The sequence below is a fragment of the Nocardioides sp. genome (assembly GCF_025964975.1).
GTDB lineage: Bacteria > Actinomycetota > Actinomycetes > Propionibacteriales > Nocardioidaceae > Nocardioides.
This window is the reverse complement of the sequence record NZ_JAOPXV010000055.1, coordinates 1-19,727: the sequence shown is the minus strand read 5'-3', so window position 1 is coordinate 19,727 and position 19,727 is coordinate 1. Positions and strand designations below refer to the sequence as shown.

The following is a 19,727-nucleotide window of genomic DNA, read 5'->3' as shown; positions in this document are numbered from 1 at the left end:
ATCTCGCACCACTGTGCCGAAGACATCACCGTCTCAAGACCAAGGGCCGCTGGCGCTACCAGATGACCGACCCCGGGGTGTTCGTCTGGACCAGCCCACTGGGTGACGAGTTCCTCCGCGACCACACCGGATCCCACCCACTCGAACCAGGACAACCTGCCGAACGCTCGGCCGGGGACCCACCCGCACACCCGACCCAGCGTCCGGCCGACCCCGAGGGCCACCCGCCCGACGATTAGCGACGCCGCGCCACACCCCCCGCACAGCTAACCCGTGCGGGGCACTGGCACGCGAAGGCATAGACACTGGGCGAACGCCGCGTGCCGCCGATCCAGCTCAGTGCTTCCAGGCGAGCTCCCGCAACGCCCAGCGGCGCACGCGCCCGGCCACGCGGCGCCATGGCCCGAGCAGCCGCCACGACCGTGTGGCTTGGAGAGCAGCGAGTTGCTGGGCGAGGTCTGCCGCCTCCCGCCGGGCTCGGCGGGCAGCGGCACGCGCTCGCCTGAGCTCCGGCGACGGCCCCGACGCCCCAGACGGCCCTGTCGGCCCAGACGGCCCAGACGGCCCAGACGGCCCAGTCGGCGGGGCCGGGGCAGGGACCTGGTGACGAGGAGCGCCCTGGCCGTAGACGTCGACGGTCGTCCCGAAGAATTCCACCTCCCGCTTGCCGAGCAAGTCGGGCGAGCTGGCGCGCAGGTGGGCCGTGTAGTCGGCGGCAGCCTCGGTGGAGTCGGTGAGGTAGAGCTTGTTGGGCGAGACGGCGAACGGCACCAGCGCCGGGGCGTCGAGCAGGTAGGTCGCCGTACCCGTCAGGACCCCCAACCAGTGCCCGTTGAGCATGTCGTCGAGGACCACGATCCCGCCGGGGGCGATGCTTGCCTCGGCCAGCCGGAGATCGTGACGGGTGATCTCGGCCGTGTGCCCGCCGTCGACGGAGAACATCCTGGGGCGCCCGAACACCTCGCGGGCATTGTCGGGCGTGACCTCGAGGCTGGAGGACGCCACCATTCGGACCGCGACGTCAGGCGCCCACCGCTCCAGGTTCTTCTCGAACCGTCGGCGGTCCCCCTTGCCTGACTGGTCCGTGTTGTGGCCCTGCTGCTCGAACAGGTCGAGAGCCACAGCACCCTCCCCTGGCGCCAGTCCGTTGGCGAGCAGCAGGAACGACCGTCCGTGATGGACGCCGATCTCAGCCGCACCGCCCCTCAGCCCGAGGTCGATCTGGTGCAGCAGCAACACAGCCATCAGCTCGGCCGAGTCAGGCTCGAACCAGCCCTTGACCTGACCCAGGCCCTCGCTGCGGTAGCGCTCGAGCCGCTCGGACACGCTCACGTCGACTCCCCCCTTGAACGGACCGGTCAGAGGACACTAACGCCGACGCCAGCCAGTTCACGTCGGTGTCGGCGGGTGTCGTCAGCTGACCAGGATCGGGATGAGCATCTCGTCCGGTGTCAACGAGCCGTGCAGACCCACGAGCGACTTCTCATAGGGGAAGTCGCGGGTGGTGACGACCGCCGCATCACCGCGGCAGGCGACCATGACGTCGCCGACACGAGGGGCCACGGCTGGCGCCATCTCACCGAACCAGCCACGGGCGACGGCGTCGTCGCGGGTCAGGACCAGCGCACGGTCGCCGAGCACCTCACGCCAGGTCGAGACGACGGAGGCGAGCGCACCCCGCGCGCAGTAGAGGTGGCGGAAGCGTGCCTCACCGCCGAGCAGGTCGACCCCGTCACGCAGACCCGGCACGTCCTCGACGTCGACGCGCGACGACTTCGGCGAGTCGATCATGCCGTGGTCGGCGACGACGACGAAGCGGACCGAGTGCGGCAGCGCCTCTCGCATCTGCTCGGCCTCCGCGTCGACCATGGCCAGCTGCTGCAGCCACTGCGTCGAGGCCACGCCGAACTTGTGACCGGTCCAGTCGAGGTCGGAGTCGTAGACGTAGGTCAGCGAAGGGGTGTGTGCGGCGGCCGTCACCATGGCCGCGATCCGCTCGCCGACCTTGTCCGCCCCGACGAATCCCGCCCCGCGATGGGCGGCGACGGTCAGGCCCGACCCGGCGAAGTCGCGCTTGTTGACCACGGTGACGTTGACGCCGGCCGCGGCGAGCCGGGAGAAGGCGGTCGGGTGGGGCTGCCACTCGAGCGGGTCGACCGACTTGTCCCACGAGAGGTGGTTGAGGAGCCGATCGGTCCCCGGGATGCGCGCGGTGTAGCCGATGAGCCCGTGGGCGCCGGGCACGAGGCCGGTCCCCAACGACGTCAGGCTGGTGGCGGTCGTCGAAGGGACTCCCGCTGTGCCGACCGCCCCGCCCTGCACCAGCGAGGACAGGAAGGGCGCGGAGTACCGGTGCCGGTCCAACAGCTCCGACCCCAGCCCGTCGATGAGGAACACGACGTACGCCGACGCGTCGGGCATCACCAGGCCGGAGGGCGGTTCCCCCGCGACCGAGGCCCGCAGCCCCAGCCCGCGCGCGACTGCTGGGACCACGTCACCGAGGGAACGTTCGCCGTAGGCGGGGAGGGCGAAGTCGCTCGCGGTCGGGCCTGCGTCGATCCGCTCGCTCATGCGCCCCGGGTCAGGGACGAGAGGGCCTCGGCGAACGCCAGGAGTCGCCCGACTGCCTCGCCTCCGTCGGCGGCGGCCGAGACCCGCAGCGAGAAGTCGTCGCCGGCGATGGTGCCGGTGTAGCCGTGGTCCGCGTCGCACTCGGGGTCGGCGCAACCGGCGGGCTCCAGGTCGATGCGACCCACACCGCCCCAGCCGATGGTCACGACCGCCTCGGCCGGCGAGGACGGGCCGGACGTCGGGTTGGCGATCATCCGGGTCACCACGACCGAGCGGATGGTCGACAGGGACACCGCTTCGGTGGACGTCGAGGTGTAGGGGTCGGGCAGCAGGTCGTCGCCCGGGTGCTCGTCGGTGTGCGCCAGGACGAGTCGGGTCGGCGTGAGCACCGCGACGGTGAGGTGGCGACGCACCTCGTCGCGGTCGAAGGTCGGCTCGTGGTGGAGGTAGTAGGCGACCAGTTCCTCACCACCGACGGCGGAGAACACCCCGTCGGAGACGACCTCCGGGTAGTAGCCGGTGTGGTCGATGGCCCGGCGGAGGTCTGTCCCCGGTCCGGGCTCGCTCGTCTTGCTGCGCATGCGGGGCAGTCTGTCACGCGCCCGGCGAGCCGGGGCGCGCAAGTCAACAGCGCGAGCCTCGCGACCGGTCAACAGGGCCAGCACGGGCGGGCAGTCAACCGCGGACTCAGTACGCCGACCCGCGGTCGCTCAGTCGGGCAGGGTGTCGCCGGGGGGCGTGGACAGGCGGCGTACGAACCAGTCCGATCGCGGATCGACGACCGGCTCGATCCGGATGACCGCGCCCAGCACCGACGCCCCGCCGGCACCCGCCAGGATCAGCGGGAGGTCGAGGGACCGGACCTGTTGCAGGTCATGCTGGATCTGCGCCGCTCGACTGACCAGCCGCTCGATCTCGGTCACGTCGACGATCTCGCTCCCGCGGTAGCCGAAGAGGATGGGCGACGCCTTGATCTCGCGCACCATGTCCTGCGCGTCGTGATCTGCCAGCGGCGGGATCCGGAACGACCGGTCGCCCAGCAGCTCGGTGAGCGGTCCGCCGATGCCGAAGGAGATCACCGGGCCGAAGAGCGGGTCCTCCAGGGTCGAGATCGCGACCGGCACCCCGGGAGGAGCGTTGCGCTGCACGACGAAGCCGGCGCTGGCGGGCTCGGTGATGACCGCGCACAGCGAGTTCCATGCGTGCGCCATCTCGGCGGGGTTGTCGATGTTGCGCCATACGTGCGCCAGGTCGGGTCGGTGCCGCAGGTGGTCGGCCGTGGCCTTCAGCACGACGTCCCAGCCGAGGTGCTCCCCCGCGGCGGTCGCCTCCTCGACGCTCGACACCGCCAGCGTCTCCCACAGGTCGATGCCGTAGGCCCCCAACAGCTCCTTCTGCTCCTCCAGCGTGAGGTCGTGGCCGTCGGGATGCTTCATCAACAGCTCGTTGACCAAGCGTCGAGCGGCTTGCGGGTCCACGCTGTCCGGACCGGTCGCTGCCTTGTCAGGGGTGCGCAGCCACACGGCGTATTCGACGACGTGCGCGAGCGCTCGGACGGCGGCCTCCACGGCCGGGTAGGACGGCACCGAGCCGCGCCCGGCGCTCGACCCGGCGACATCGGGCACCCGGAGCAGCTCGGGGACACCCTCCGCGCCCAGGAACGTCGAGACGATCGGCTTGTCGGACTGCTCCCCCACGGCGGCGAGCACGTTGGCGACGTCCTCGCCGGAGACGTTGAGGGGCGGGATGTAGATCGCCGCGACCGCGTCGACCTCGGGGTCGTCGATGGCTGCGTCGAGCGCGTCCTCGAAGTCCTCGGCGCCGGCGTCGGCTCCCAGCGCCACCTGCTTGTTGACGACCAGGCCGACGCTGGTGGCCGCATCGGCTGCGAGCAGGCCGAGGGCGTCGGAGTTGCCGACCACGGCGACGCGGCGACCCCGGGGCAGCGGCTGGTGGGCCAGCAGCTGGGCGACGTCGAACATCTCCTCCAACGTGTCGACCTGGATCACGCCCGCCTGCCGGAACATCGCATCGACGGCTTGCGAGGGCGCCGCGATCTTGCGCACGGCATGTCCCATGGGTACGCCCTGGGTACTGCGCCCCGACCGCACCGCGATGATGGGCTTGCGGCGGCTGACGCGACGGGCGATGCGCGAGAACTTGCGGGGGTTGCCGATCGACTCGAGGTAGAGCAGCACGACCTCGGTCGCGTCGTCCTCGAGCCAGTACTGCAGGAGGTCGTTGCCCGACACGTCGGCGCGGTTGCCGGCGCTGACGAAGGTCGACAACCCGAGCCCGCGGTTGTTGACCTTCTCCAGGATCGCCGAGCCCAGGGCGCCGGACTGGCAGAAGAATCCGGCGCGGCCACGGGGTGGCATCAGCGGGGACAGGGACGCATTGAGGCTGACGTCGGGATCGGTGTTGATCACACCGAGGGCGTTGGGACCGATCAACCGCAGGCCGTAGGAGCGCGAGAGCCCGACCAGTCGCCGCTGCCGCTGCCGTCCCTCTTCCCCGGTCTCGGCGAAACCGGAGGAGATGACCACCAGCCCGTGCACGCCCTTCGCTGCGCAGTCGAGCACCACGTCCTGCACGGCATCGGCGGGCACGGCCACGATGGCGACGTCGACGTCTCCGGGGATGTCCGCGACGGACTGGTAGGCGGGCATGCCGGAGACCGAGTCCGCCGTCGGGTTCACGACATAGACCCGGCCGGTGAAGTCGCCGGTGACCAGGTTGCGCACCAGCGCCCGGCCGATGGTGTCCTGACGCCGGCTCGCTCCGATGATCGCGACGGAGCGCGGGGAGAAGAACTTCTCGATCGACGCGGACTCGGCACGGTGCTCGCGCTGCGCCATGACGCCGATCGCCGTGTCGGTCGGGTCGATGTTGAACTCGAGCTCCATCACGCCACCGTCGTAGGCGCTGGCCACGCGGTAGCCCGCGTCCCGGAAGGTGTGGATCATGGCGTGGTTGTCCGGCAGCACCTCGGCGACGAAGCGGTCGATGCCGCGCTCGCGTCCGGCCTGCGCGAGGTGCTCGAGCAGCAGCTGACCGATCCCGCGCCCCTGGTGCTTGTCCTCCACCAGGAAGGCGACCTCGGCCTTGCCATCGTCCGTCGCGTCGTAGCGACCGACCGCGATCATCTCGTCGGCCACCGTCAGGACGAAGGCCACGCGTTCGACGTAGTCGACGTGGGTGAACCGCTTGACGTCCCGCTCGGAGAGGAACGGCATCGGGGAGAAGAAGCGGTAGTACTTGGACTCGGCGGAGACCCGGCTGTAGAACTCGACCAGGAGCTCGGCGTCGTCGGGCCGGATCGGGCGGATGTGCGCTGCCCGGCCGTCGCGCAGCAGGACGTCGGCCTCCCAGTGCCGCGGCGGTCGCGCGCTCGTCTCGGCCTCGGTCTCGGTCACCTTGGGAAATCTACAGGCACACGAGGGGGCCACGAGGCCCGGTCGCGCGACCTCGTCGACCTGCGTACGCCGAAGTGCGGGCCGCCCCGGCGAGCCCCGTGCCCGATCCGCCCGCGGGACCGGGAGAATGCCCGCATGGCTCGACGTACCACCAAGCAACCGCTCCCCGACGACTTCGAGGAGCACATCCTCGACATCGATGTCGGCGAGGAGATGCGCTCCTCGTTCCTCGAATACGCGTACAGCGTCATCTACTCGCGCGCCCTGCCCGACGCCCGCGACGGACTCAAGCCCGTCCACCGTCGGATCCTCTACACGATGGACGACATGAACCTGCGGCCCGACCGCGGACACGTCAAGAGCGCCCGCGTCGTCGGTGAGGTCATGGGCAAGCTGCACCCCCACGGCGACACCGCCATCTACGACGCCCTCGTGCGGATGGCGCAGCCGTGGTCGCTTCGCGTGCCCTTCATCGACGGTCACGGCAACTTCGGCTCGCCCGACGACTCCCCCGCCGCCATGCGCTACACCGAGTGCCGGATGCTCCCGGCGGCCGTGGCGATGACGGCGTCGATCGACGAGGACACCGTCGACTTCAAGCCCAACTACGACTCCCGGGAGACCGAGCCCACCGTCCTGCCCGCTGCGATCCCCAACCTGATCGTCAACGGCACGACCGGCATCGCGGTCGGGATGGCGACGAACATCGCGCCGCACAACCTGGTCGAGGTGGTGCAGGCACTGCGCCACCTCATCACCCACCCGAAGGCCGACCTCGACGACCTGATGCGGTTCGTCCCCGGCCCCGACCTGCCGACCGGCGGCAAGATCGTCGGCCTCGACGGCATCCGCGACGCCTACGAGACCGGCCGGGGCTCCTTCAAGATGCGCGCAACCGCGCGGATCGAGTCGGTCACCGCCCGCCGCAAGGGCATCGTGGTGACCGAGCTGCCCTACGGCGTCGGCACCGAGCGCGTGGTGGAGCGGATCAAGGCCCTCGTGCTGGCCAAGAAGATCCAGGGCATCTCCGACCTCAAGGACCTCACCGACCGCAGCCACGGGCTGCGCCTGGTCATCGAGGTGAAGAACGGGTTCGTCCCCGAAGCGCTGCTCGAGCAGCTCTTCCGCCTGACCCCGATGGAGGACTCCTTCGGCATCAACGCCGTCGCGCTCGTCGACGGCCAGCCGCGCACCCTGGGACTCAAGGAAATGCTGGAGGTCTTCCTCAAGCACCGCTTCGACGTCGTCCGCCGTCGGTCTCAGTTCCGCCGCAGGAAGGCCGCCGATCGCCTGCACCTGGTCGAGGGCCTGCTGATCGCGATCCTCGACATCGACGAGGTCATCCAGGTCATCCGCACCTCCGACAACGCCTCGGTCGCCAAGGAGCGGTTGATCGACATCTTCGAGCTCAGCCAGATCCAGGCCGACTGGATCCTCGACATGCCTCTTCGCCGGCTCACCAAGTTCTCCAAGCTCGAGCTAGACAAGGAGAAGGCCGAGCTCGAGCGCGAGATCGAGCTGCTCGACGCAATCCTCAACGACGAGCAGCTCCTGCGCCGGGTCGTCTCCGACGAGCTGGCGGAGGTCGCCAAGACGTACGGCACCCCGCGCCGTACCGTCCTGCTCGCCTCGGCCGGCACCACCGTCACGGCAGCCGCGGCCTCCCTGGAGGTCGCCGACGACCCCTGCTTCGCCTTCCTCTCCTCCACCGGGCTGGTCGCCCGGACCTCGAGCGCGGCGCAGCCGGGCCACGGGGAGGCCCGCGCCAACCACGACGTGATCACCTCAGCGGTCCGCACCACCGCCCGCGGTGAGGTCGGCGTCCTGACCTCACGCGGCCGGCTGCTCAAGATCTCGGTGCTGGACATGCCCGAGCTGCCCGACTCGGCCAACGACCCCAACCTCCAGGGCGGCTATCCCCTCAGCGAGATGCTCTCGCTGGACAACGGGGAGCGAGCCCTGGCCCTGACCTCCCTGACGACCGAAGGTCCCGGCCTCGCGCTGGGCACCCGGGACGGGACCGTCAAGCGAGTGAACCCTGAGGCCCTGAACAGGGACGAGTGGGAGGTGATCTCGCTCAAGGACGGCGACGAGGTCGTCGGTGCCGTCGAGCTCGCCACGGGCACCGAGACACTGTGCTTCATCACCTCCGACGCCCAGCTGCTGCACTTCGGTGCCGAGGCCGTGCGTCCGCAGGGCAGGGCCGGAGGCGGTATCGCCGGGGTGCGGTTGAGCCCCGGCGAGCGGGTCGCATGGTTCGGAGTCGTTACCGGTGACGACTCCCTCGTGGTGACGGCGTCCGGCGCCTCGACCGCCTTGCCCGGTACGGACGCCGGTGCGGTCAAGGTCACCCCCTTCAGCGAATATCCTGCCAAGGGGCGCGGGACCGGCGGCGTACGCTGCCACCGATTCCTCAAGGGCGAGGACACGCTGGTGACCGCCTGGGCGGGTCCTGCTCCCGCCCGTGCGGCCGCAGCGAGCGGCGCAGCCGTCGACCTGCCCGCCGCGACCGGGCGGCGCGACGGGTCGGGCATCCCCGGCTCCCAGGCGATCGCCGCCGTGGCCGGGTCGGTTGCCCTGCAGCTCGCGGACCACGGGGGCCCGCCTGCTGCCCCGGGCGACGACGCGTGATGTGCAAGGCTGAACGCATGACTTCCCGCGTCGCAGGCCTGCCCCTCGCGCTCGTCCTGGCCGGCTCGCTGGCGCTGACTGCGTGCGCCGGCGGTGGTGAGAAGAAGGTGACCGACGACCAGAGCCCCGAAGAGGTGCTCAGCGCCGCCGCGACCACGTTGAAGGAGGCCGAGGGCGTCAACCTCACGCTGTCGACCACGGACCTGCCCGAGGGGATCAACGGCATCACGAAGGCGGCAGGTGTCGCGACCAACGCACCCGCCTTCGAGGGCACGATCACGGTGGTCTTCGCCGGGCAGAGCGTCGAGGTGCCCGTCGTCGCCGTGGACGGCGTCGTGCACGCGGTCCTTCCCTTCACCGACGGGGCCTACCAGGACATCGACCCGGGTGACTACGGTGCACCAGACCCCGCCTCGCTCATCAGTGCCGAGAGCGGCTTCTCCTCGCTGCTGGGGGTCACCACCGACCTCGAGGAGGGCGAGAGCGTACGCGGCGGTGCGGACAACGACGAGGTCCTCACCACCTTCACCGGCACCGTCCCGGGTGCTGCGATGAAGAAGGTCATCCCGAGCTCGGCGGGCAAGACGTTCGACGCCGAATATCTCGTCTCCGACGACGGCGAGCTGCGCCAGGCCGTGCTGACCGGGGTTTTCTACCCCAAGAGCGAAGCGATGACCTACACGGTCGACTTCGCGGACTACGGCACGAGCAAGGACATCGTCGCCCCGTGAGCGGCCTGGCCGGGTCGGCTCCGACCCGGGGGCTGCTGAGCCTGGCGGCCGTCGCCGTCGCGTTCGCCGCCGCGGACACCTACGTCGTCGTGCTCGCTCTGCCGGACATGATGACGAGCGTCGGCGTCCCCATCGACCAGCTTCAGCGCGCTGCCCCGATCGTCTCGGGCTTCCTCCTCGGCTACGTCGCGATGCTGCCCCTCATCGGTCGCATCGCCGATCTGCGTGGACGCGTGCCGGTGCTGGTGTTCTCGCTCGCGCTCTTCGCGTTCGGTTCCCTCATCACCGCGCTGGCCTACGACATGCCGTCCATGGTCAGCGGGCGGTTCCTCCAGGGCGTCGGCGGTGGCGGACTGGTGCCGGCCACGCTCGCGCTCGTCGCCGACCTGTACCCCCCAGACCGTCGCGGCGTCCCGCTCGGAGTCGTGTCGGCCGTCCAGGAGATCGGATCAGTCGTGGGCCCCCTGTTCGGGGCCGTCGTGCTGGCGTTCGCCGACTGGCGCGCCATCTTCCTGATCAACCTCGCGGTGGGGCTCGTGCTGGCCGCCGCGCTGCGGGCGCTGGGCGGCTCCGCGCCCAGACCTCGTGCGAGACCGGACCTCGTCGGCGCCCTGCTCCTCCTCGTCACCCTGGCCGCTGGTGCACTGGTCTTCGTCAGACCCGCGCAGCTCCTTCGCGACCTGACGTGGGGACAGCTGTTCATCCCCTATGCGGGGTCAGGACGCTGGCTGACCCCGATCGGCCTCGTCGCCATCGCGGCGGCAGTGCTCTTCCTGGTGTGGTGCTTCTCCTCGAAGCGACCGCTGCTGGACCTGCGCCAGTGGGGCGCCAGCCTCGGCGAGGCCGACGTCGTGGGCGCCCTGCTGCTGGCGGCCGCGCTCGCCGGCGTGATCCTCGCCTTCGCCACGGCCGACCCGAAGATCCAGGTCTTCTCCGACCGCGGCTGGTGGTTCCTGCTCGGCTCCACCATCGCGTCGGTGCTCTTCGCCCTGCACCTGCGCCGAGCGGAGGCCCCACTCGTCCCGCGCGGTGCGCTGCGGCGTACCCCTGCCTGGGGCGCCCTGCTCGTCAGCTTCTTCATCGGGGCCGCCCTCATCGCCGCCCTGATCGACATCCCGTTGTTCGCGCGCACCACCGTCTACCCCGAATCGCAGCTCGCGGCCGCGCTGGTGCTGGTCCGGTTCCTGGTCGCGCTCCCGGTCGGCGCGGTGATCGGCGGCTACCTCATCCGCCGCTTCTCCCCCGGCGTCATCACCGCAGTCGGGATGCTGCTGGCGGCGGTCGGGTTCGTGCTGATGGCCCAATGGGGCCTGACGACGGTGGAGGAACCCATCGCCAACCTCGGCCTCATCACCGGGGGCCTGGGGTTCGGTCTGGCCCTGGCCCCCGTCAACGCGGCTCTGCTGGCCTTCACCGACGACGACGTGCACGGGGTCGCCAGCGCCTTCGTGGTGGTCTCCCGGATGGTGGGGATGCTCGTGGGCATCTCCGCCCTGACCACGATCGGCCTCCGTCGCTACTACGCCGAGCAGGGCGACGTCCCGTCGGCGCGGGAGGTGTGTGACGGCAAGACCAGGTGCAAGGGGTTCTCCGACCTGTTGCGGGTCGCCGGGATCGCGCAGGAGCAGACGGTGTTCTACGGAGCGGCGGTCTGTGCGGTGATCGCTGCGGTCCTGGCCCTGGTGTTGTTCCGTGCGGCGAAGGCCACACCGCTCTCTCCGCGAGACCTGCTCACGCCTCAGGGCGTGAGTTGAGTAGTTTTCTCCTCGTGAACGACTTCAGCGACCTCCTCGCCGCCAACCGCACCTTCGCCCAAGACTTCGACCTCGGCGGGTTCGACGGCGTCGCACACGCCGGCGTGGCAATCGTGACCTGCATGGACTCGCGGATCAACCCGCTGAAGATGCTCGGTCTGGAGTACGGCGACGCCAAGATCTTCCGCAACCCGGGCGGCCGCGTGACTACCGCCGCCCTCGAGGCCCTCGTCCTGGGCGCCCACCTGCTCGGCGTCAACCGCATCCTGATCGTGCCCCACACCCGCTGCGCGATGGCCCGCTTCAGCGAGGCCGAGCTCCGCGACAAGGTCAGCGAATCGATGGGCGTCGACGCCTCGTGGCAGCAGTTCCACGTCATCCCCGACCAGGTCGCCGCCCTCGAGGAGGACGTCCAGACCGTGCGATCACACCCCCTCATCCCCGCGTCGGTCGCCGTCGGCGGCTTCGTCTACGACGTCGACACCGGCCTGCTCGACCAGAAGTTCTGATGACCGACACCGAGTTCGCTGCGACGGCGATGGCCGTCGTCAGCGCCTCCGTGGCTGCGCTGGTGTGGTGGATGACCCGCGAGTGCGCTGCCGGACGCATCCTGGCCAAGAGACGCACGTTCGGGATCCGCACCCGCCACACGCTCGTCTCGGACGAGGCCTGGATGCGGGGCCACGAGGCGGCGCTGCCCTGGACCCTGGCCGGGCGCTACCTCGCCGGCCTCCTCGCCGTCGCCACGCTGGTCGTCGTCGGCCTCGATCGTGAGGCGCCGTTCGGCATCGCGCTCGGGATCGCCGGCATCGTCACCGTGCTCGCCACGTACGTCGCCGCGGTGCTGGCCATCAGCCGCGCCGCGTCCGACACCGACGCCCCCGCCCCGACGACCGGCGACGTCGTCGCGCCGCAGGTCGGCGAGCAGGACTAGCTCTCAGCCGCTCCCGAGCGGTGCGTGAGCCACAGTTCGCGACGACGCAATGTGGCTGTGCCACCTCTGGTCGTCTCCCCCACCCGGCACGGCGACTCAGAGGTGCCCCACCCACATTCCTGACGCTCAGAATGTGTGGCTCACCCACCTCCGCTGCTGCGCCGTTCTCAGCCGGACGGCATCGCGGCGCGTCGGACGTGACGAAGCTGCATACGCGTACGCCGCTGGGCGCGCCCGCGGCCTCAAGCCCGCCTTCATCACGTCCGACACGCCGCTGGCTGACCCTCAGAAGTCGAGGTCCTCGTCGGTCAGTGACCCACCGTTGGCGACGATGAACTCCTTGCGCGGCGCGACGTCGGAACCCATCAGCAGCTCGAAGACCGATGCGGCGACCTCGGCGTCGTCGACGGTGAGCCGGCGCAGGGTGCGGTGGCGCGGGTCCATCGTGGTCTCCGCCAGCTGGTCGGCGTCCATCTCGCCGAGACCCTTGTAGCGCTGGGGTGGCTCCTTCCAGCGCATGTTCTTCTTCTTCAGCTCGGCGAGCCGGCGGTGCAGCTCGTCGTCGGAGTAGGTGTAGACGTACTTCTCCATCCCCTTCTTGGGGTTGGTCAGCTCGATGCGGTGCAGGGGCGGGACGGCCGTGTAGACGCGCCCCGACTCGATCAGCTCGGGCATGTACTTGAAGAACAAGGTGGCGAGCAGGCAGCGGATGTGCGACCCGTCGGAGTCGGCGTCGGCCATGAAGATGATCCGGCCGTAGCGAGCAGCCTCGATCTCGAAGGTCCGGCCCGATCCGGCTCCGACGACCTGGATGATCGAGGCGCACTCGGTGTTCTTGAGCATGTCGCCGACCGAGGCCTTCTGCACGTTGAGGATCTTGCCGCGGATCGGGAGCAGCGCCTGGTATTCGGAGTCACGGGCGAACTTCGCCGTACCGAGCGCCGAGTCACCCTCGACGATGAAGAGCTCGGTCCGCTCGTTGTCCCCCGAGCGGCAGTCGGCCAGCTTCGCGGGCAGCGCCGACGACTCCAGGGCGTTCTTGCGCCGCTGGGTCTCCTTGTGCTGTCGAGCCGCGATCCGCGTCTTGGACGCGCCCACGACCTTGTCCATGACGAGCTTGGCCTGCGCCTTCTCGGCGCGCTTGGTGGAGGTCAGGAACTTCTTCAGCTCCGCGGCCACGACCTTGCGGACGACCGTACGCGCGGCGGGGGTGCCCAGGATCTCCTTGGTCTGCCCCTCGAACTGGGGCTCCGCGAGCCGGACGGTGACGATGCCGGTCATGCCCTCGAGGACGTCGTCCTTGATGACGTTGTCGTCGTTGACCTTGAGCACCTTGGCCGCGCGCATCACGTCGTTGAAGGTCGCGGTGATGGCCTGCTCGAAGCCGCTCAGGTGCGTGCCGCCCTTCGGCGTCGCGATCACGTTGACGTAGGAACGCACCTGGGTGTCGTAGGTGTTGCTCCACCGCAGCGCGACGTCGACGGTGAGCTCGCGCTCGATCTCCTGGGCAGTCATGTGGCCCTTGTCGTCGAGCAGCGGCACCGTCTCGGTGAACGTGTCCATCCCCTGGAGCCGCAGGATGTCGGTCACCGGCTCGCCGGCGGAGAGGTAGTCGGCGAACTCGCTGATGCCGCCCTCGTGGAGGAACTTCTCCTCCAACAGCTCCGGTCCCCGCCGGTCGCGGATCACCAGTTCGAGGCCGGGGACGATGTAGGAGGTCTGACGCGCCCGGCCGAGCAGTCCCTCGAGCTCGACGGCGGCGTCCTTGGTGAAGATCTGCCGGTCGGGCCAGAAGTGCACCCGGGTGCCGGTCTTGTCCTTGGCGACCCGCTTTCCCTTGCGGGTCAGCCCCGACTTCGGCGTGAAGGGTGCCGTGGGACCGTCGCCGTCGAACACGCCGGGGACGCCGCGCTGGAAGGAGATTCCCTGCTGGGAGGGCGAGCGGTCGACGTCGATGTCCATCCGCGCCGAGAGCGCGTTCACCACGGACAGCCCGACCCCGTGCAGGCCGCCGGTGGCGACGTAGGAGCCACCGCCGAACTTGCCGCCGGCGTGCAGCTTGGTCGCGACGACCTCGACACCGGGCAGACCCGTCTTGGGCTCCTTGTCGGTGGGGATGCCGCGCCCGTCGTCGAACACCTCGACCGACCCGTCCGGGTGCAGGGTGATCTCGACGCGGTGCGCGACGCCCGCAAGCGCTTCGTCGACGCCGTTGTCGATGATCTCCCACAAGCAGTGCATGAGGCCGCGGGTGTCGGTCGAACCGATGTACATGCCGGGGCGTTTGCGGACGGCTTCGAGGCCCTCGAGGACGAGGAGATGAGCCGCGTTGTAGGTGTTGTCTGCCGGTGCTGCCACAAGGAAAGAACCTACCCGCGACACGCCGCGGCACGAGGTAGGGCACGCTGCGCAACGCAGCCACGTGTCGGGTCTACGGTGAGCCCACAGCACCCGAGCAATCCGAACACCCACAACACGACGAACACCCGATGAGTCCCAACCTTGGGATACCGCCTTCAGGATGTATCCACAGATGGTTGGATGGACTTGTCCCCCCGACCACAGCGCCCGGGAATGTTTGATCCGGTGGCTACGTTGGACCAGACACCAAATGCTAAGAAATGAGGCCGCCGTGACTACCGCCATTGCCACCCACCCCGCTGCCCTGACGGCCAGCGACCGCTGCGACCGTTGCGGTGCTCAGGCCTACCTGCGTGTCGAGCTCCAGACCGGCGGCGAGCTGCTGTTCTGCGCCCACCACGCCCGCGAGCACGGGGACAAGATCCGCGCGATCGCGGCCAACGTGCAGGACGAGACCCACAAGCTCCAGGCCACGCCTGCTGCCATCCGGGACGACGAGCTCTGACCCGCCCCCTTCGACGTCTCCGACGGCCCCCGACCATCTGGTCGGGGGCCGTCGCTGTCCAGGCCCGGTGGCGTGGAAGGCTCAGCGTGTGACCAGCACTGAACTCGCCGTGGCCGTCCTGCTCGTCGTCGGCATTGCCGGCATCGTCGTGCCGGTGATCCCCGGCATGCTGCTGATCGTCGGCGGGATCCTGCTGTGGGCCGTCGATCTCAACACCACCACCGGCTGGATCGTCTTCGCCGTCGCAACGACGTTCCTCGTGCTGGGCACGGTCGTGAAGTACGTCCTCCCGGGCCGCCGCCTCAAGGCGGCGGGCGTGCCCCGTTCGACCCTGGTCATCGCAGGCCTGGCCGGGTTCGTCGGGTTCTTCGTCATTCCGGTCGTGGGGCTCTTCATCGGATTCGTCCTGGGGATGTATGCCGCCGAGCGCAACCGCCTCGGCGCCGAGGCCGCCGGCCCCGCGACCCGGACGGCTCTCAAGGCAGTCGGCCTGTCGATCCTGATCGAGCTCGCCGCCGCCGTCCTGGCGTTCGCGACGTGGGTGGTCGGCGTACTGGTGACCGGCTGATGGGCATCGTCCTCGCGCTGCTCGCCGCTCTGGGCTACGGCCTGTCCGACTTCGTCGGCGGACTCGCAGCACGACGTACGTCCGCCTGGCCGGTGGCTGTCATGTGCTCGGTCGGTGCCATCGTCACCACGGTCCTGGTCGCGCTCGCCTTCGACGGTCGGGCCACGGGTGCCGACCTCGCGTGGGGCGCCTTCGCCGGCATCGGCTCGGGGCTCGGGGGCGGCTTCCTCTACCGCGGACTCGCGGCCGGCCGGATGGGCGTGGTGGCCCCGGTCTCGGCCGTCGGCGCCGCCATCGTGCCGGTGGTGGTCGGGGTGGCCACCGGCGAACGTCCCGAGCTCCTCGTATGGATCGGGATCGCCGCAGCGGTCCCCGGCATCTGGCTGGTCAGCCGTGAGCCTGGAGAGGGAAGCCTTGCCGCCGGACTCGTCGACGGTGTCGTGGCCGGCCTCGGCTTCGGCCTGTTGTTCGCCGCGATCGGACAGGTCCCCGAGGGCGCCGGCTACTGGCCCCTGGCCCTCGCGCAGGTCACGGCCCTGTTCGCCGTGGTCGCCATCGCGACGGCCCTCAGGGCCACATGGCGTCCCACCGCCCGGTCCGAGGTCACCGGTGGCCTCCTGGCGGGCGTCCTGGGGAGCACCGCGGCCCTGTGCTTCCTCCTGGCCACACAGTCTGGCCTGTTGAGCGTCGCGGCGGTGCTCGCCTCCCTCTACCCCGCCTTCACGATCCTCCTCGCGTCCACGACGCTGCGCGAGCACATCCACCGCGGCCAAGCCGTCGGGCTGGTGTTCTGCGGGCTCTGTGTCGCCCTGGTCGCAGCCGGCTGAGACCGCGGCGCCTATCGTGAGGCGATGAGGTGGGCAGCGGGGGTCGCGGCCACGCTCGCCCTCTGCGCCTGTACGCCGACCGCCCCTGCTGCTGACGACGCGGTCCCGACTTCGCCGCCGTCCACCTCGGAGCCGGCCCCCACCGTGGACGAGACCACCACGACGCCGGGCGCGCCGGATCCGCCGCCGCGCCTTTTCACCATCGCCGTCGCCGGCGACGTCCACTTCGAGGGCGTCCTGCAACGCCGGCTCGACGACCCCGCGACGGCCCTGGCTCCGGTCACCGGCGCCCTGGCGGCGGCCGACCTGGCGATCGTCAACCTCGAGACCTCGGTGGGGACGGGCGGCAGCCCCGATCCGTCGAAGCGGTTCACCTTCCAGGCGCCCCCCACCGCCTTCCGCGCCCTCGCCGAGGCCGGGATCGACGTGGTGTCGCTCGCCAACAACCACGCCCTCGACTTCGGACGCCGGCCACTGGCCGGCATGTTCAGCGCGATCAGGGCTGCTGCCACGGCTGAGCCGCCGTTGGCCGTGGTCGGGGTCGGCCGCAACGCCGACGCGGCCTTCAGGGCCGTGCGCAGCACGATCCGGGGCACGGTGGTCGCCACCATCGGCGCCACCCTTGCCTCGACCGACCCCACGGCCGATCCCACCGGACAGTGGGCGGCCACCGCTCGCTCGGCTGGTACGGCGGACGCCGTCGATCCCGCGCGGCTGCTGCGTGCCGTGGGTGAGGCAGACGACTCAGCCGACGTCGTGGTCGTCTACCTCCACTGGGGCATCCAGGGCGAGAGCTGTCCGACCGCTGACCAGCGGACCCTGGCTGCCGACCTGGTGGAGGAAGGTGCCGACGTGGTCGTCGGTAGCCACGCCCACCAGCTCCAGGGCGACGGACACCTCGGTCGCGGCTACGTGGCATACGGGCTGGGGAACTACGCGTGGTACTCCCCCGGTCCACCGGAGACCTCGACGACCGGTGTGCTCACGCTCACCGTCCGGCCGCCCCATCAGCCCGGTGGTCGCGCTCAGGTGGTCGACCGGGCGTGGACGCCGGCCCAGATCGGGACCGACGGCGTCCCTCGACGGCTGTCCGGCGCCGCGGTGGCGGCGTTCGAGGCACGCACCGCAGCCCTGCGTGGCTGCGCGGGGGTGCGGTGAACGTCAGCCGGGCCGGAGCCAGGCGAGGACGAGCCGTCCGGTCCGCTCGAGCTGGTCCGGCTCGATGACCTCCGGGACGTCCTGCGGGGAGTGGTAGCCGGCATAGGGCGTGCTCCCCAACCGCACGCCGGGCATCCCGGCCAGGACGAACTGCCAGTGGTCGCTCGAGCGGTTGTCCTCGCGCACGAACGGGACGCCTGCCGCCTCAGCGGCTTGCTCCACCTGGTCCGCGGCGCGGTCGAGCCCGTCACGCGCCGAGCCGACAGATACCACGCCGCCGACGCCCACGCGGTCCAGGGACAGCATCCCCTTGATGGCCGCCCGCTCTCCCGCCGGCAGCGACCGCACGTAGGTCCGCGACCCGTAGTGGTGGTCGGCATCGGTCTCGCCGCGCGGCTCCTCGGCGCCGAAGGCCACGAAGACGACTGGCAGGCGGGTCCGGCGCAACGCCGTCGCCTCGGCCACCGCGAGCATCACCCCGATGCCGGACGCGTTGTCCTCTGCTCCCGGCGCCTGGGGCACGGTGTCGAGGTGGGCGCCGACGACCAGGTGCGGCTGGTCCGCGACGAAGCCGGGCGGCACGGCGATCACGTTGACGGAGCGACCAGCCGGGACCGCCACGCCCCACGAGGTCCCTGCAGGTACGTCGACACGTTGGTGTTGCACCGTCAGGCCGAGCCGCTCGAACCGCCGACCCACCCAGCCGGCGGCCCGCTCGTAGGCCGGCCCGGACGCCTCGCGAGGACCGATCGTGCCGGCGAGGTGTCGTACGGCAGCCAGCGCGATCACCGGCCTGAAGTCAGCCGGCTTCACTCCTGCCGGCCGCTCGGGTGACGTGGTGGGCAACGCCTCACTGGGCGGCTCGGTCGGATCGGACACCTGTGCGGAGGGACGGGGAGGCTCAGGGTCGCCGGCCGTGCACGCGACAAGAGCCAGGGCCAGGCTGGCCGCAAGTACCCACCCCATGGCGGAGATCCGGGCCGGTGCCATGGCCGGCATCCTGTCATGGGGCCGGCGCGACAGCCGCCACCAGAACGTGGCCCAGGCACAACGGAGCCGCCCACGGATTCGGGTCCGGAGCGGCTCTGTTGCCATGAGGCTGGATCCGCTCGAACGGTGCCCCGGGGACAGTACGGGAAACCTTTACCCGCCCGGGACAGACAGAGCCGCCGGCGGGCTGGTGCTCCGTGGACGGCTCTTGTAGAGCCGTGGCCGGGGTGAGGGTAGGGCAGAGGCCACCCGGACTCGCCACGGGCTCTGACTCCCTTTGGGATTGCTCCAAGGGTGGGCACGAAGGACGGCTTGGCCGAGATCGCACGGCGAGGATCCGGTGCGCCCGGCGCGAGCCACGGCCCCGGACAAACAGAACCGCCCGCGGACCGTGTCCGCGGGCGGTTCGTGTTGGACCCCATGGCCGGGGTGAGGGTCGGGCCGAAGCCACCCAAACTCGCCATCAAGTACAAGCTCCCTCTCAGGATGCGACAAGCCTAGGCAGACCTGAGGCTGGCCGTCTGTAGTCATTTGTGACTAGTCCGGCGACTAGTCACAAATGACTAGTCGCTCGACGGCTGTACATGACAAAGCCCCTGACCTGCAGAACAGGTCAGGGGCCGGGTGATGTCAGTCCAGGTAGTCGCGCAGGACCTGGGAGCGGCTCGGGTGACGCAGCTTGCTCATCGTCTTGGACTCGATCTGGCGGATCCGCTCGCGGGTCACGCCGTAGACCTTCCCGATTTCGTCGAGAGTCTTGGGCTGGCCGTCGGTCAGGCCGAACCGCATGCTCACCACGCCGGCCTCCCGCTCGGAGAGCGTGTCGAGCACGGCGTGGAGCTGCTCCTGCAGCAACGTGAAGCTGACGGCGTCGGCGGGAACGATCGCCTCGGAGTCCTCGATCAGGTCTCCGAACTCCGAGTCGCCGTCCTCGCCCAGCGGCGTGTGCAGCGAGATGGGCTCGCGGCCGTACTTCTGGACCTCGATGACCTTCTCAGGGGTCATGTCGAGCTCCTTGGCGAGCTCCTCCGGCGTGGGCTCGCGGCCCAGGTCCTGGAGCATCTGCCGCTGCACACGTGCGAGCTTGTTGATGACCTCGACCATGTGCACGGGGATGCGGATGGTACGGGCCTGGTCGGCCATAGCGCGGGTGATCGCCTGGCGAATCCACCACGTGGCGTAGGTGGAGAACTTGTAGCCCTTGGTGTAGTCGAACTTCTCGACCGCGCGGATCAGGCCGAGGTTCCCCTCCTGGATCAGGTCGAGGAAGAGCATGCCGCG

At 70.3% G+C, this 19,727-nt stretch carries 16 protein-coding genes and 1 pseudogene; 10 read left to right on the top strand and 7 right to left on the bottom strand.

Annotated features, from left to right (window positions below; translation table 11 throughout):
- Nucleotides 1–239: pseudogene (locus tag JWN68_RS04195) on the top strand (hypothetical protein); the annotation flags it as partial.
- 97 nt (nucleotides 240–336) lie between these two features.
- Here the strand turns inward: JWN68_RS04195 and JWN68_RS04190 are convergent.
- The 4 genes from JWN68_RS04190 to JWN68_RS04175 form a co-directional block, all read right to left on the bottom strand.
- The gene (locus JWN68_RS04190) at nucleotides 337–1,332 is read right to left on the bottom strand and encodes a class I SAM-dependent methyltransferase (protein WP_297735133.1); all 996 of its coding nucleotides are present in this window, start codon (nucleotides 1,330–1,332) and stop codon (nucleotides 337–339) included.
- Nucleotides 1,333–1,413: 81 nt separating this feature from the next.
- Nucleotides 1,414–2,571: a nucleotide pyrophosphatase/phosphodiesterase family protein gene (locus tag JWN68_RS04185; protein WP_297735130.1), complete on the bottom strand. Its 1,158-nt coding sequence runs from the start codon at nucleotides 2,569–2,571 to the stop codon at nucleotides 1,414–1,416.
- Nucleotides 2,568–3,152, bottom strand: coding sequence for a DUF5998 family protein (locus tag JWN68_RS04180; RefSeq protein ID WP_297735127.1), 585 nt, complete (start codon nucleotides 3,150–3,152; stop codon nucleotides 2,568–2,570). Before JWN68_RS04180 ends, JWN68_RS04185 begins: the two co-directional genes overlap by 4 nt.
- Before the next feature lie 129 nt (nucleotides 3,153–3,281).
- Complete coding sequence (locus tag JWN68_RS04175) at nucleotides 3,282–5,987, bottom strand: bifunctional GNAT family N-acetyltransferase/acetate--CoA ligase family protein (protein ID WP_297735124.1); 2,706 nt, start codon at nucleotides 5,985–5,987, stop codon at nucleotides 3,282–3,284.
- Between the two features lie 135 nt (nucleotides 5,988–6,122).
- Between JWN68_RS04175 and JWN68_RS04170 the strand changes: the two genes are divergently transcribed.
- From JWN68_RS04170 to JWN68_RS04150, 5 genes are read left to right on the top strand one after another with little or no spacing between them, the layout of a single operon-like run.
- Nucleotides 6,123–8,618: a DNA topoisomerase (ATP-hydrolyzing) gene (locus tag JWN68_RS04170; RefSeq protein ID WP_297735121.1), complete on the top strand. Its 2,496-nt coding sequence runs from the start codon at nucleotides 6,123–6,125 to the stop codon at nucleotides 8,616–8,618.
- 17 nt (nucleotides 8,619–8,635) lie between these two features.
- Entirely contained in the window at nucleotides 8,636–9,349 is a 714-nt protein-coding gene (locus tag JWN68_RS04165; protein WP_297735118.1) for an LppX_LprAFG lipoprotein, read from the top strand.
- On the top strand, nucleotides 9,346–11,103 hold the full coding sequence (locus tag JWN68_RS04160) for an MFS transporter (protein ID WP_366519736.1): 1,758 nt from the start codon (nucleotides 9,346–9,348) through the stop codon (nucleotides 11,101–11,103). Before JWN68_RS04165 ends, JWN68_RS04160 begins: the two co-directional genes overlap by 4 nt.
- Before the next feature lie 14 nt (nucleotides 11,104–11,117).
- The gene (locus JWN68_RS04155; protein WP_297735115.1) at nucleotides 11,118–11,612 is read left to right on the top strand and encodes a carbonic anhydrase; all 495 of its coding nucleotides are present in this window, start codon (nucleotides 11,118–11,120) and stop codon (nucleotides 11,610–11,612) included.
- Entirely contained in the window at nucleotides 11,612–12,037 is a 426-nt protein-coding gene (locus tag JWN68_RS04150) for an SdpI family protein (RefSeq protein ID WP_297735111.1), read from the top strand. Before JWN68_RS04155 ends, JWN68_RS04150 begins: the two co-directional genes overlap by 1 nt.
- 285 nt (nucleotides 12,038–12,322) lie before the next feature.
- Here the strand turns inward: JWN68_RS04150 and JWN68_RS04145 are convergent, their stop codons facing one another.
- Nucleotides 12,323–14,311, bottom strand: coding sequence for a DNA topoisomerase IV subunit B (locus JWN68_RS04145; RefSeq protein ID WP_297735135.1), 1,989 nt, complete (start codon nucleotides 14,309–14,311; stop codon nucleotides 12,323–12,325).
- Nucleotides 14,312–14,648: 337 nt separating this feature from the next.
- On the opposite strand from JWN68_RS04145, the gene JWN68_RS04140 reads away from it, so the two are divergent.
- The 4 genes from JWN68_RS04140 to JWN68_RS04125 all read left to right on the top strand — a co-directional run bounded on the left by JWN68_RS04140 (nucleotide 14,649) and on the right by JWN68_RS04125 (nucleotide 17,456).
- Entirely contained in the window at nucleotides 14,649–14,903 is a 255-nt protein-coding gene (locus tag JWN68_RS04140; RefSeq protein ID WP_297735109.1) for a hypothetical protein, read from the top strand.
- 88 nt (nucleotides 14,904–14,991) lie between these two features.
- A complete protein-coding gene (locus tag JWN68_RS04135) occupies nucleotides 14,992–15,471 on the top strand; it encodes a DUF456 domain-containing protein (protein WP_297735106.1) in 480 nt (159 codons plus the stop codon).
- Nucleotides 15,471–16,298 carry a DMT family transporter gene (locus JWN68_RS04130; RefSeq protein WP_297735103.1) on the top strand — a complete coding sequence of 276 codons (828 nt, stop codon included), beginning with the start codon at nucleotides 15,471–15,473 and terminating at the stop codon, nucleotides 16,296–16,298. The genes JWN68_RS04135 and JWN68_RS04130 overlap by 1 nt, the downstream gene beginning before the upstream one ends.
- A 24-nt stretch (nucleotides 16,299–16,322) precedes the next feature.
- Complete coding sequence (locus JWN68_RS04125) at nucleotides 16,323–17,456, top strand: CapA family protein (protein ID WP_297735100.1); 1,134 nt, start codon at nucleotides 16,323–16,325, stop codon at nucleotides 17,454–17,456.
- A 3-nt stretch (nucleotides 17,457–17,459) separates the two neighbouring features.
- On the opposite strand, the gene JWN68_RS04120 is transcribed toward JWN68_RS04125, so the two are convergent.
- Both JWN68_RS04120 and JWN68_RS04115 read right to left on the bottom strand, forming a co-directional pair.
- Nucleotides 17,460–18,446 carry a M28 family peptidase gene (locus JWN68_RS04120; protein ID WP_297735098.1) on the bottom strand — a complete coding sequence of 329 codons (987 nt, stop codon included), beginning with the start codon at nucleotides 18,444–18,446 and terminating at the stop codon, nucleotides 17,460–17,462.
- Nucleotides 18,447–19,076: 630 nt separating this feature from the next.
- On the bottom strand, nucleotides 19,077–19,727 hold a 651-nt coding region (locus JWN68_RS04115), incomplete at its 5' end, for an RNA polymerase sigma factor (RefSeq protein WP_297735095.1).